This is a genomic window from Burkholderia sp. BCC0398 (genome assembly GCF_902833245.1).
GTDB lineage: Bacteria > Pseudomonadota > Gammaproteobacteria > Burkholderiales > Burkholderiaceae > Burkholderia > Burkholderia sola.
Window position 1 is genome coordinate 149,860 of sequence record NZ_CADFEM010000010.1, and the last position, 13,423, is coordinate 163,282.

General features: G+C 65.9%; 11 protein-coding genes. 5 read left to right on the forward strand and 6 right to left on the reverse strand.

Going from position 1 to position 13,423, the window contains the following annotated elements:
• Window positions 1–545 precede the first annotated feature (545 nt).
• The 3 genes from betI to betA are packed head-to-tail and all read left to right on the forward strand — an operon-like array spanning window position 546 to window position 4,349.
• On the forward strand, window positions 546–1,130 hold the full coding sequence (betI, locus tag HWX76_RS22435) for a transcriptional regulator BetI (RefSeq protein ID WP_050012282.1): 585 nt from the start codon (window positions 546–548) through the stop codon (window positions 1,128–1,130).
• A gap of 32 nt (window positions 1,131–1,162) precedes the next feature.
• The gene (gene betB / locus HWX76_RS22440) at window positions 1,163–2,632 is read left to right on the forward strand and encodes a betaine-aldehyde dehydrogenase (RefSeq protein WP_050012281.1); all 1,470 of its coding nucleotides are present in this window, start codon (window positions 1,163–1,165) and stop codon (window positions 2,630–2,632) included.
• Window positions 2,633–2,648: 16 nt separating this feature from the next.
• The gene (gene betA / locus HWX76_RS22445) at window positions 2,649–4,349 is read left to right on the forward strand and encodes a choline dehydrogenase (RefSeq protein WP_050012280.1); all 1,701 of its coding nucleotides are present in this window, start codon (window positions 2,649–2,651) and stop codon (window positions 4,347–4,349) included.
• A gap of 74 nt (window positions 4,350–4,423) precedes the next feature.
• Here the strand turns inward: betA and HWX76_RS22450 are convergent, their stop codons facing one another.
• From HWX76_RS22450 to HWX76_RS22475, 6 genes are all read right to left on the reverse strand, one after another.
• Window positions 4,424–5,527, reverse strand: a complete 1,104-nt coding sequence (locus HWX76_RS22450; RefSeq protein ID WP_050012279.1) for a hypothetical protein — start codon at window positions 5,525–5,527, stop codon at window positions 4,424–4,426.
• Window positions 5,528–5,767: 240 nt separating this feature from the next.
• Window positions 5,768–6,271, reverse strand: a complete 504-nt coding sequence (locus HWX76_RS22455) for a hypothetical protein (protein ID WP_050012278.1) — start codon at window positions 6,269–6,271, stop codon at window positions 5,768–5,770.
• Between the two features lie 121 nt (window positions 6,272–6,392).
• Window positions 6,393–7,217, reverse strand: a complete 825-nt coding sequence (locus HWX76_RS22460; protein ID WP_050012277.1) for an OmpW family outer membrane protein — start codon at window positions 7,215–7,217, stop codon at window positions 6,393–6,395.
• A 72-nt stretch (window positions 7,218–7,289) separates the two neighbouring features.
• Complete coding sequence (locus tag HWX76_RS22465) at window positions 7,290–8,543, reverse strand: DUF2957 domain-containing protein (RefSeq protein WP_124555524.1); 1,254 nt, start codon at window positions 8,541–8,543, stop codon at window positions 7,290–7,292.
• A 71-nt stretch (window positions 8,544–8,614) separates the two neighbouring features.
• Complete coding sequence (locus HWX76_RS22470; RefSeq protein ID WP_050012275.1) at window positions 8,615–10,219, reverse strand: DUF2957 domain-containing protein; 1,605 nt, start codon at window positions 10,217–10,219, stop codon at window positions 8,615–8,617.
• Between the two features lie 642 nt (window positions 10,220–10,861).
• Window positions 10,862–11,158 (reverse strand): cupin domain-containing protein, encoded by a 297-nt coding sequence (locus HWX76_RS22475; protein ID WP_050012274.1) that lies wholly within the window; start codon window positions 11,156–11,158, stop codon window positions 10,862–10,864.
• 424 nt (window positions 11,159–11,582) lie between these two features.
• Between HWX76_RS22475 and HWX76_RS22480 the strand changes: the two genes are divergently transcribed.
• The gene (locus HWX76_RS22480) at window positions 11,583–12,527 is read left to right on the forward strand and encodes an ABC transporter ATP-binding protein (protein ID WP_050012273.1); all 945 of its coding nucleotides are present in this window, start codon (window positions 11,583–11,585) and stop codon (window positions 12,525–12,527) included.
• Window positions 12,528–12,530: 3 nt separating this feature from the next.
• Window positions 12,531–13,292 carry an ABC transporter permease gene (locus tag HWX76_RS22485; protein WP_050012272.1) on the forward strand — a complete coding sequence of 254 codons (762 nt, stop codon included), beginning with the start codon at window positions 12,531–12,533 and terminating at the stop codon, window positions 13,290–13,292.
• Window positions 13,293–13,423 lie beyond the last annotated feature (131 nt).

Sequence of the window (13,423 nt, forward strand, 5' to 3'; positions counted from 1 at the left end):
TGCACACTCAAGTCATTCCAAAAATCCCTCTACTCGGCCCGGAAATCCGCCAGATTCAAATTTATTTGTCGATTTCTATGGTATGCAGAATCTCAAAAAAGACGATGGCAATCGTTTGCGAGCAATCCTCCTCAGCGTTAAAAAAACCATACTTATTCATTAATATCAATGAGTTATGAAGTTTAAATCGGCGGATTAAAACGGTTTCCGCAAAACCACCCACCTTCACCATCCGATTTTACGATTTCATATCGTGAATTATTTTTCAGATTTCGACATTCTTTCCATTTGTAATGAAATCGAGCATGGAAACGGTCCTCCGAATTGCATCATGTTTTCACGAATCGTTTTAAACAGATTCAAACTTAATTAACCTTCTTTCAACTCGTTTTTCCGCACCTGCACATGGCTCCGGCGGCGACGATCCTTCCCGTTTGGAACGCCGCCCGCCGTTCGGCCCCGATTTTTTGTTGATTGAACGATCAATAAAAAACCGCTAAGCTGTCGACTTCCATGGACGGCCCGCCCGGGCGAAGGGAGTCGCGATGCCGAAAGTCGGAATGCGGGAAATACGCCGCGCGCAGTTGATCGACGCCACGCTGCGCTCGATCGACGAAGCGGGCCTGCCCGGCACGACGCTCGCGTCGGTCGCGCAACGCGCGAACATCTCGACGGGCATCGTCAGCCATTACTTCGGCGACAAGGACGGCCTGCTCGAAGCGACGATGCGGCACGTACTGCGCGACCTGTGGTCGGCCACCACGCGCCGCCGCGTCGCCGCACGAAAAGACCCGCGTTCGCGGTTGCGCGCGGTCGTCGCCGCGAACTTCGACGTCACGCAGGTGAGCGCGCCCGTGATGAAGACGTGGCTCGCGTTCTGGTCGCAGAGCATGCACGACCCGATGCTCAAGCGCCTGCAGCACGTGAACACGCGGCGCCTGCATTCGAACCTGTGCGCCGAATTCGCGAAGGCGTTGCCGCTCGCGAAGGCGCGCGAAGCCGCCAGCGGCCTCGCCGCGCTGATCGACGGCCTGTGGCTGCGCGGCGCACTCGCCGGCGGCCCGATCGACACCCGAGCTGCTTTGAAGCTCGCCCACGATTACATCGACCTGCTGCTCGCGTCCGACTGACGCGCGACGCAGTCGCCCTCAAGGAGATCCTCATGTCCGTATACGGTTTGCAGCGCCTCTACATCGGCGGCGGTTACGTCGATGCCACCAGCGGCAAGACTTTCGACACCTTCGATCCGGCCACCGGCGAACTGCTTGCGCAGGTGCAGCAGGCGAGCGCGGCCGACGTCGACCGCGCCGTTGCGTCCGCGCAGGAAGGCCAGCGCGAATGGGCCGCGATGACCGCGATGCAGCGCTCGCGCATCCTGCGCCGCGCGGTCGACCTGCTGCGCGAGCGCAACGACGAACTCGCAGCGATCGAAACGCGCGACACCGGCAAGCCGATCGGCGAGACGCTCGCGGTCGACATCGTCACCGGCGCGGACGTGATCGAGTACTACGCGGGCCTCGCGACTGCGATCGAAGGGCTGCAGGTGCCGCTGCGTGCCGAGTCGTTCGTCTACACGCGCCGCGAGCCGCTCGGCGTGTGCGCGGGCATCGGCGCGTGGAACTACCCGATCCAGATCGCGTGCTGGAAGACCGCGCCCGCGCTCGCGGCCGGCAACGCGATGGTGTTCAAGCCGAGCGAAGTCACGCCGCTGACCGCGCTCAAGCTCGCGGAAATCTATACGGAAGCCGGCGTGCCGGCCGGCGTGTTCAACGTCGTGCAGGGCGACGGCTCGGTCGGCGCGCTGCTCACCGGCCATCCGGACATCGCGAAGGTGTCGTTCACCGGCGGCGTCGAAACCGGCAAGAAGGTGATGTCGCTCGCCGGCGCATCGTCGCTGAAGGAAGTGACGATGGAACTCGGCGGCAAGTCGCCGCTGATCGTGTTCGACGATGCGGATCTCGATCGCGCGGCCGACATCGCGGTCACCGCCAACTTCTTCAGCTCGGGCCAGGTCTGCACGAACGGCACGCGCGTGTTCGTGCACCGCTCGATCAAGGACATGTTCACGCAGAAGGTGCTCGAACGCGTGAAGCGCATCCGCGTCGGCAAGCCGACCGATGCCGACACCAACTTCGGTCCGCTCGTCTCCGCCGCGCAACTCGACAAGGTGCTCGGCTTCATCGAGAGCGGCAAGGCCGAAGGCGCGAAGCTGCTCGCGGGCGGCACGCGCCTGACCGACGGCCACTTCGCGAACGGCCAGTACGTCGCGCCGACCGTGTTCGGCGACTGCCGCGACGACATGAAGATCGTGCGCGAGGAAATCTTCGGGCCGGTGATGAGCATCCTCGATTTCGAATCGGAGGACGAAGTGATCGCGCGTGCGAACGACACGCACTACGGGCTCGCGGCCGGCGTCGTGACCGAGAACCTGTCGCGCGCGCACCGCACGATCCATCGCCTCGAAGCCGGCATCTGCTGGATCAACACGTGGGGCGAATCGCCGGCCGAAATGCCGGTTGGCGGATACAAGCAATCCGGTGTCGGGCGCGAGAACGGCATCACGACGCTCGAGCACTACACTCGAATCAAGTCGGTGCAGGTCGAGCTCGGCCGCTACAACCCGGTGTTCTAAGACAAGGAGATCCGTCATGACGACACGCGAATACGATTACATCATCTGCGGCGCGGGTTCCGCGGGCAACGTGCTCGCAACGCGCCTGACGGAAGATCCGGACGTCACGGTGCTGCTGCTCGAAGCGGGCGGTCCCGACTACCGCTTCGACTTCCGCACGCAGATGCCGGCCGCCCTCGCCTATCCGCTGCAGGGCCGCCGCTACAACTGGGCGTACGAAACCGATCCCGAGCCGCACATGGACAACCGCCGGATGGAGTGCGGGCGCGGCAAGGGGCTCGGCGGCTCGTCGCTGATCAACGGGATGTGCTACATCCGCGGCAACGCGCTCGACTACGACAACTGGTCGACGCACAAGGGCCTCGAGAACTGGACGTATCTCGACTGCCTGCCGTACTTCAAGAAAGCCGAGACGCGCGACGTCGGCCCGAACGACTATCACGGCGGCAGCGGCCCCGTGTCGGTCACGACCAGCAAGCCGGGCGCGAACCCGCTGTTCGAGGCGATGGTCGACGCGGGCGTGCAGGCCGGCTATCCGCGCACCGACGACCTGAACGGCTATCAGCAGGAAGGCTTCGGCCCGATGGATCGCACCGTCACGCCGAAGGGCCGCCGTGCGAGCACCGCGCGCGGCTATCTGGATCAGGCGAAGGTGCGGCCGAACCTCGAGATCGTCACGCACGCGCTCGCCGATCGCATCCTGTTCGACGGCAAGCGCGCGTCGGGCGTCACGTACCTGCGCGGCAGCGAGCGCGCGACCGCGCATGCGCGCCGCGAAGTGCTCGTGTGCAGCGGCGCGATCGCGTCGCCGCAACTGCTGCAGCGCTCGGGCGTCGGCCCCGGCGCATGGCTGAAGGCACTCGACATTCCGGTCGTGCTAGACCTGCCCGGCGTCGGCCAGAACCTGCAGGACCACCTGGAGATGTACATCCAGTACGAGTGCAAGGAGCCGGTGTCGCTGTACCCGGCGCTCAAGTGGTGGAACCAGCCGAAGATCGGCCTCGAATGGATGCTGAACGGCACGGGCCTCGGCGCGAGCAACCACTTCGAAGCGGGCGGCTTCATCCGCACGCGCGACGACGACCTCTGGCCGAACATCCAGTATCACTTCCTGCCGGTGGCGATCAACTACAACGGCTCGAACGCGATCGAGATGCACGGCTTCCAGGCGCATGTCGGCTCGATGCGCTCGCCGAGCCGCGGCCGCGTGAAGCTGCGCTCGCGCGACCCGAACGACCATCCGAGCATCCTGTTCAACTACATGGCCGAAGCGCTCGACTGGCGCGAGTTCCGCGATGCGATCCGCGCGACGCGCGAGATCATGCGGCAGCCGGCGCTCGACCGCTATCGCGGCCGCGAGCTGAATCCGGGCGCCGATTGCAAGAGCGACAAGGAACTCGACGCGTTCGTGCGCGCCCGCGCGGAAACCGCGTTCCATCCGTCGTGCTCGTGCAAGATGGGTTACGACGACATGGCGGTGGTCGACGAGGAAGGCCGCGTGCACGGGCTCGACGGGCTGCGTGTCGTCGATGCGTCGATCATGCCGATCATCACGACCGGCAACCTGAACGCGCCGACGATCATGATCGCCGAGAAGATCGCCGACAAGATCCGCGGCCGCACGCCGCTCGCGCGTGTCGACGTGCCGTACTTCGTCGCGAACGGCGCACCGGCGCGCAACGTCGCGAAGGCCGTGCGGCAGCCCGAGACGGTCTGACGAAGGCGGCCGCCCGCACCGGGCGCCGCGATACCACTCCTGCGGCTCGCGGCGTTCTCGCCGCGAGCCGCGTTTCATTGGGCCGGCTCGTTTGCGCTGCGCGGCCGGGCGGCCGACACGCTCCGCGTCCGCATCCGCTTGGCGCGGACGATCGGGTTCCAGCGCGACGTCAGGCTCATCGCGTCACGCAGGCGCTCGAACGCGGCATCCTCCGTCGGCCCGAAGCGGCTGACCGCCGGCCACGCGAGCACGTGGTCGACACACGTCTGCCAGATGTCGCCATGAAACCTGCGGCCGATTTCCCGCACCGTATCCGGTGCGGCGATCGCGATGCCCGCCAACAGGTAATAGGCCCAGAAGCTGCCCGCACCGACGAGCCGATCGAGCCGACACACGGCGAGCGCGGCAAGCAGCCCGTCCGTCGATGCGAGATCGGCGCGATGCGCGCGGATCGCGCGCGCGACGAGATTGTGCTGACCGCCGTACGCCTGAACGGAAACGCCGTGGCCAGCCGCAAGCTCCGCGGAGAACGTCGCGAGCGCAGCCATCTCGTCGATACGCGCGGCGTCGTCGCGCGGGCCACAGGCGCGCAGCACGATCGCGTCGATCACGGCGCCGGGACGGGCCGGCGTTTCCGTGTCCGTTGTCGCGACCGCCGTCGGATTTTCTCTCAGGTTCTTCGCAGGCGGCGTCTCGCGCGGCCCGTCGTGTTCGTTCGCGATGCATGCGCCCGCGTCGTCGCCGCTGCGTTCGACGCCGCCGGCAATCCGTTCGAGCGCGGCCCAGCCGAGTTCGGGATCATCGAATGCGCACGCATCGATCACGCCGTGCGCGGTGTCGAATACGGCACGCGAGCCCGGACAGCAACGTTCGGCTTGCGCGAGTTGCTGCGCGGAAGGCACGTGCGAGCATGCGCCGGGCGAATCGGCCGGATCGCACGCGCAACCGCTGCCGTCCGTCGCGATCCACGGGACCAGCCGGTGAAGCACGGCCCTCGCTTCGCGGGACAGGCTCGCGCCAGCGCCCACATGTATCGCGTGCGACGGGACGACAACCGGGTCGCCGGCGCAAGCCGCCCCGTCGAGATGTTCGATCAGGTACTGCAGCCACGCGGCCGTGCGCAGCCGGTCGGGCGTCGCGCCGCGGGCGTCGCCATACTTTGCTGGATCGGTAAGCATGGGTCGTCCGGGATGGTTCTGGCTAATTGACCTGGTTTTGTTTCAATCGAATCGGGCGGCGCAGTACGCGACGCCGCCCTGCCACGCCGCCCGTGCCGGATCGCGACACGGGCGGTCAACCGGCCGCCGCGCCGATACGCGCGACGGCTCGACCCCGTCGAAGCATCGAAGCCGCGAAAACCCGCCGCGCTTGCCGCACGGCCCTCGCGCGCGGCGGGTTCCGCTTCGATCGCGCGACGCTTACTGCACGTGGAACTTCGGCGACGTCAGCACCGTGCCGCCCACCGTGCAGTCCGGCGTCAGCGTCGCGTTGTTGAACGTCAGCGACGAGTTCGCATCGCTCCACGCCGTCACGACCTTGCTTGGCCCGCACGCGCCGAGCAGCGTAACGTTCACCTTCACGTTGTTGATTGACAGCTGCGTCGTGCTGTCGGCCTGCCCGGTCCACGGCGACGTGCTGCTCGCGCTGCCGCTGATCAGCGAGCACGTCGCGCCGCCCGTGAACGTCGTCGACGTGATGTTGACGATGCCGGTCGACGTGATCGTGCCGTTGAAGGTCGCGGTACAGGCCGCCGTGATCGACCCCTTGCTCAGGTTCGTGAGACCCGATGCGGAGAACGGCTCGCCGTTCGGGTTCATCGGCTGACCGTCCGCGCGCGAAACGGTGACCGCGAAAGCAGGCGCGGCCGAAACCGCGGTGAAAGCCACTGCAGCAACAAGCGATACGATTTTGCGAATGCTCATTTGAACTGCCCCCTCTCTTCACAAATGGCGGCACGCCGCCAGGAACGCGATCTTCCGGCCGGAACCCTCCGGCCAGCCGGTCGCAGGAAGCCGCCGGCACGCGTCATGCGCGCCGGTCGGCTCAGAACTTGTAGGAAATCCCGACGAACGTGATCAACGGGTCGGCCTTCAGTCGCGTGCGCGTGGTCGCGAGCGTCGAACCGTCGGCCGCCTTGATCACCAGCGACGAGTAGGTCTTCAGCGGCATGTACGTCAGCGTCGCCGTGAGCCCCCAGTGCTTGTCGATCGCATAGCTCGCGCCGACGTTGTAGACCGGCGTGAACGACGACGACGCCTTGCCCTCGACCGACGTCGCGCCCGGCTTGCCGGCGCCCGCCGCGAGCACGCTGCCGAGGTTCTCGTTGATGTCCTTCGCGAAGTTGCCGTTCAGTTCGATGTTGCTGAACCAGCTGTAGGCCACGCCGATCCCGACGAACGGACGGAACTTCGCCGTCGGCGAATTGAAGTAGTACTGCAGAATGACCGTCGGGCTCCACTGCCGCGCGTTCTTCACGGCCGGCTGGTTCGCCGACTTGTCCATGTCGACGTTGCCGAGCGCGCCGGCCGGGCCGGGCGGCCTGATCACGCCGTGTCCGGTCAGCGTGAATTCCGGCGGCACGCCGAGCACCGACGTCACCGCGATGTGATCGGTGAAGAAGTGCGTGAGCGTGAGGCCGACCGTGTCGGCGTTGTTGACCGTCAGGCTCGTGCCCGGCGACGTGAACGAACCGGGCAGGCGCAGCGGCCCGTTGATCGGCATGCTTGCAAGATTCGTCGTCAGCCCGTTGGTCGAATCCTGCGGCATGATGTGCAGCCAGCCCAGCGTCGCGACGTTGTCGCCCGCCTGCTGGGCCGATGCGAGCGTCGACACGCCTGCGACGACACCCGCGACAATCAGCTTCTTCATGAAGTCTCCCCCTCATTCTGTCGGGCGCCGCGCATTCGCGCGCGGCGCCGCCGTGTCTCCATCCACACGCGGTCACTGCACGAACGCGCCGACCGTGAAGTACGGATTGCTCGTATCGGCCATGTCGAGGAACCCGAACACGCCGCCGGTGAACACGAACTTGCCGGTCGCCGGCCCCGACGCCGCGTCCGCGTGCACGGTCGTCACGACGCCCGGCACTGTCTGCGTGTAGTCGAGGTTCAGCGCGCGCGTGAGCGCGGCCTGCGACGCATTGAACGGATCGAGCAGCGTGGCCTGCGCGCCGACGAGCGCGGTCGCGCGGTAGTTGAACGCGCTGTCGACGCCCGTGTACTCGCCGTTCTGCGAGCCCTGGGAGACCGCCGTCTGCGGGCTCAGGAACGAGATGCCCGATTCGTCGTCCGCGCTCGGCGCCCCTTGCGTGAGGTCCGCATTCGCGGCGCCGGTGCGGATGAAGATCGGCACGAGCTGGTTGCGCAGCTTGCCGACGATCAGGATCCCCTTGCCGGCCTTCGCCGGATCGAGCGCCGCGAGCGTCGGCGGAATCTGCGGCTGGTAGTTGAGCGACTGGAATGCCGGCGCATCCGGGCGCAGCGTGAACGGCTGGTTCACGGTCGCGCTCGACGCCAGCGGCTGCCCGCCGTTCTTCTTGCCGAAGTTGTCGGTTTCCGTATAGCTGCCGTCCGCGTTGATCGTCACCTTCTGGTCGAGCGCCACCGGCTGGAAGTTCTGCGAAGGCACCTGGTGATAGCCGAGCTGGTTGTACGTGCCGGCGATCTTCGTCAGGTCGGTTTCGAGCGACGAGAAGCTGATGAACGGGTAGTACGGGAACGTCGTCTTCGGGATCTTGCCGACGCCGATCACGCCGTCGAACTGGATCGTCGCGCCGGGGATCGCGCCGCCCAGCACGCCTTCGCCGAGAAACAGCCGCGCGGGCCGGCTCGGGTCGAGGCTCGCGTTCTGCATCCGGAACGTGCACTGGTTCAGCTTCACCGTGGGCAGCCCCGTTTCGTCGGCCAGCGTGCCGTCGACCACGTTCGCGGGCGCGGTGTCGCGCGTCGGCTGCACGGTGCCCGCGGTGGTCGGCACCGGCGACGCGAGGTAGGTCATCCGGTACGTCATCTTCGTCGTGTCGAGCTGCACCTTCACGAGCTCGCCCGACCCGGAGCCTCCGACGAACACCGTGTTGTAGTCGATCGTCTGCGGGCACAGCCGGACCACCGGCGCGGGCGGCGGGTCGCCGTCGCCGCCGCATGCGGCCAGCACGGGTGCGACCGATGCCGCGGCCATCCAATGCTTAAAATTCATAGGAATCCTCTTGAAATTCGATTCACCGGCGGCAGCGCATGCGCCGCCGGTGTGACGTGTTCGATGCCGGGTTACTGGACGAACGCGCCGACCGTGAAGAACGGGTTGACCTGGCTGTTGTTGACGACCATCGCGTAGACATTCCCGGCCGTCACGATCCACCCCGTATCGCCCTTCTTGAAGATCGCCACGTTGCCGGCCGCGCCCTTCGCGTTGAAGTCGCTGTTGGCCGTGACCTTGACCTTGCCGGGCGATGCCTGCGTGTAGTCGAGCCCGAACTGCGCGGTCGGCGACGACGTTTGCGGATCGATGAACGCCGCGGTATTGCCCTGGAACAGCGTCGACGTGTAGTTCGCCGCGATGGTCGACACGGCGGTGCCGTCGCTGCAGTTGCCGGCAGACGGCGTGAAGTAATTGAAAGTCGTGTTGAACGTGCCGGGCAGGTCCGGATGCGGAACGAACGGATTGAAGCTCGGGCCCTGGCCTGCCGCGCTGCCCGACGGCCCGTTGTTGGTCACCACGCCGCATGCGGATGCGCTCGTCGCCCCGATGAACCCGCCCTTCAGCACGTTGGGCGCGACGGCTTTGGCGGGCGCGAGCATCGAGATGCCGACCTCCGCATCGGCCACCGAGCCCAGCGGATTGCCCGGTGCGGCAAACGCATACCCAACGCGGATCACGACCGGCACCAGCGCACCGTTCAGCTTGCCGACGATCATCACGCCGTGCGCCTGGCTCGGTACGAGGATCACGAGCGGCTGTCCCTGGCCTGCCGACGGATAGGCCTGCCCCGATTGCGCATGGCTGACGAATACGTTGTCAGGCGTACCGTCCGCATTCTTGCGCAAGGTCCACGGCGAACCGGTCGTCTGACACGAGTAGTCGCTGCCTTGCGTGATCGTGCAGGAGCCGTCCGCATTGAGCGTCTGGTTCCAGTTCACGACGTCCGGCTGCCAGCCTTGCGGCGTGGTGGTCTGATAGGTGGTGCCGGTCGGCGACAGATGAATGCCGACTTCGTTGTACACGCCGGCCACCTTCGTGAAGTCCGTTTCGGTATCGGTAAAGCCGATGAACGGATAGAAGTCGAACGTGCGCGACGGCACCGAGCCGAGGAAGAAGCCCGGCGCGAGTTCGATGCCCTGGAACGCGATCGTCGCGCCCGGAATGCCGCCGCCGACCACGCCGTTGCCGACGAACAGCATCGGCGGATCGGCGCGATTGATCGTCACCGAATATGCGCCGTCGCTCGTCGCGCCGCTGTCGAGCACGAACGCGCAACGATTCTGCTCGGCCGTCGGGAGGTTGGTCGGATGATGGAACGCGCCGCTGATCGTCAGGCCCGCGCGCGTGTCGTTGATCTGCCCTGCCGAGGTCGGCACCGACGAGTCGATGAATTGCATCTGGTAAGTCAGCTTCGTCGTGTCGAACTTCACCTTCACGTATTCGCCGCTGCCGGCGCCGCCCGTATACGTCGTCGTGTAATCGAGCGCGTCCGGACACAGCTTCGTCACGACGGGCGGCGTCGTTTCGGCGCCGCTCGGCCCGCATGCGCTGCCCGAGCACTGCGGCACGGTGATCGGCCCCGGATCGTCGCCGCCGCCGCAACCGGCGACGAACGGCAGCACCAGCACCGCGCACGACAGGATCGCCTTCCGCCATTCAGGAATGCAAATCATCAACCCCTCCTTTTCAGGTACGACAAGTCTCGTCCGGCCGGGCTGCATGGCCTGCCGGTTGGTATCGCGCCGCCGCACGAATGCGCGGCGCATGACGCTGCACGCGGGACCGCCGCGAACCGGTCGGGCATAGGCGGCACACGCGGCGGCGGCGGACAAACGCGCTCCCGCGGCGCCGTCATGCGGCACGGCGCCGTCGGAACGATCGAAACGGAAAGTGGCTTGCCGCTACGGCTCGCCGCTACGGCCTGCCGCTACACGGCGAGGTGACGGCGCAGGCATGCGACCTGCGTCGCGCCTGCATTCAGCGAAAAATCGGGAAGCGGCAGTCCCGCCGGCCCGGCGGATAGGCGTCTCATGATGTTGGTCTCCATACGTACGCTTGATTCGTTTTCGTGATGCGTCGTGTGTCGAGACTATGATCGGACCATTCCCGCAAGTAAATGGATGCAGAGTTCCAAACGACGGACGCCGCGCGATCCTAGCGTTTATACGGTATTTAACAGATTTTCAAACGGCCTTCATTTTATTTGCTCAGACAAATAAACGCCGCGTGGAACACGCGTTTGAACGGCCCTGCGAATCCGTGCCGGGCCAAGCCGGCCGGCCTTCCGCGGCCAGCATGCATGCTGCGGCGCACCCTCACACGTCGATGATCGCGAGCGTGCCGTGACTGCCGGGCAGCACCGCGTGGCGCGTGCCGGCGCGCGCGAGATACATCTGCCCGGCGCCGACCACGACCGTTTCCGCTTCGACCTCGAGCATCAACGTGCCGTCGAGCACCAGCAGCCCCTCGTTGTAGTCGTGCACTTCCGCTTCGTAAGGCTGGGCATCCATGCGCAGCACCTTGATCCGGGCCGGACCCACTTCGCCGACGATCGTGGATTGCCATGCGCAGGCCTGCGCGTTTGCCACGGATTTCAAATCGATCAAAGACATGCGCGCCGCTCCGTATCGCCGGGAAAGGAACGCATTATCGCGAGCGCCACGCGTGTCGTCCCGGTACGGCGCGAGGGCCGGCGGGCGGCACAGTCGGCCAGCCGGCCGGGTGGCCACGCGAGCGCGGGCCGATTGACGGAAAACGACCGGAATTGTTCGCGCCACTCAAATAAAACACCGAATCATTGAGCAATATCACCGCAATCCAGCCAAATTCGGCACCGGCACGACCCGGCCTTTCCATCAGAATGCATTTCGATCTGCCGATTGCTAATATGGCGGTCCCGCGATCCCGCACTACCCTGCCGTTCGACATGACGCCCGTTCGCCATGCCGTCCCCGGTCCCGGCCGCTTCGCAGCGGCGGCGGCGCCGGGCACGCGCGGCGCCCGCCGTCGCGCCGGCCGGCCGTGCCATCCGTGAGCATGCAACCGATCCTTTCCGTCTCCGACCTCTCCAAGACTTACGCGTCCGGCTTCCAGGCGCTGAAGCACGTGACCCTCGACATCCGCCCCGGCGAGATCTTCGCGCTGCTCGGGCCGAACGGCGCCGGCAAGACGACGCTGATCGGCTCGATCTGCGGCATCGTCACGCCGACCGAAGGCCGCGTGACGGTCGGCGGCCACGACATCCGCGATCAATACCGCGCGGCCCGCGAAATGATCGGCCTCGTGCCGCAGGAGCTGACCACCGACGCGTTCGAATCCGTCTGGGCCACCGTATCGTTCAGCCGCGGCCTGTTCGGCAAGGCGCCCGATCCCGCGTACATCGAGAAGACGCTGAAGGCGCTGTCGCTGTGGGACAAGCGCGACAACAAGCTGATGACGCTGTCGGGTGGCATGAAGCGCCGCGTGATGATCGCGAAGGCGCTGTCGCACGAGCCGCGCATCCTGTTCCTCGACGAACCGACGGCCGGCGTCGACGTCGAGCTGCGCCGCGACATGTGGAAGCTCGTCGATTCGCTGCGCGAAAGCGGCGTGACGATCCTGCTGACCACGCACTACATCGAGGAAGCGGAGGAAATGGCCGACCGGATCGGCATCATCCTCGGCGGCGAGCTCGTGCTCGTCGAGGAAAAGCGCGAACTGATGCGCAAGCTCGGCAAGAAACAGCTCACCGTGCAGCTCGAGCAGCCGCTCGCGGACGTGCCGCCCGCGCTCGCGCCGTTCGGGCTCGAACGCGCGGAAGACGGCGCCGCGCTCGTCTATACGTACGACTCGCAGCGCGACGACGCGAGCATCGCGAAGCTGATCAACGCGCTCGGCTCGGCCGGCATCGGCTTTCGCGACCTGCACACGACGCAGAGTTCGCTCGAGGACATTTTCGTCAGCCTGATCGACAACCGCCGCAACGGCGTGCAAGGAGCCTGACGTATGAACTGGCATGGAATCCGCGCGATCTACCGCGCAGAAATGGCTCGCACGCGCCGCACGCTGATGCAGAGCATCATCGCGCCGGTGATCTCGACGTCGCTGTATTTCGTCGTGTTCGGCTCCGCGATCGGCTCACGCATCAGCGACGTGAACGGCATCGGCTACGGGTCGTTCATCGTGCCGGGCCTCGTGATGCTGTCGCTGCTGTCGCAGAGCATCTCGAATGCGTCGTTCGGCATCTACTTCCCGCGCTTCACCGGCACGATCTACGAGATCCTGTCCGCGCCCGTGTCGTATTGGGAGATCGTGATCGCGTACGTCGGCGCGGCCGCGTCGAAGTCGATCCTGCTCGGCGTGATCATCCTCGCCACGGCCGGCCTGTTCGTGCCGCTGCACATTCTGCATCCGGTCTGGATGGTGCTGTTCCTGGTGCTGACGGCTGTCACGTTCAGCCTGTTCGGCTTCGTGATCGGCATCTGGGCCGACAGCTTCGAGAAGCTGCAGCTCGTGCCGCTGCTGATCATCACGCCGCTCACGTTCCTCGGCGGCAGCTTCTACTCGGTCGACATGCTGCCGCCCGCATGGCGCGTCGTCACACTGTTCAATCCGATCGTCTACCTGATCAGCGGCTTTCGCTGGTCGTTCTACGGGATCGCCGACGTGCACGTGTGGATCAGCCTCGCCGCGACCGCGCTGTTCCTCGTGATCCTGCTCGCGATCGTCGCGTGGATGTTCCGCACCGGCTACAAACTGAAGAATTGACGCCGGCGAGCGTCGCGCGCGCCGCCCGACGATGACGCATTTGGGCAAGCAGGCGGCGCTTTTCCTCCGATGCGGCAGTTTGTGGTCGCGTCTACTGAATACGAAGCATCGGGGCCGTCGAGCATGCGCTG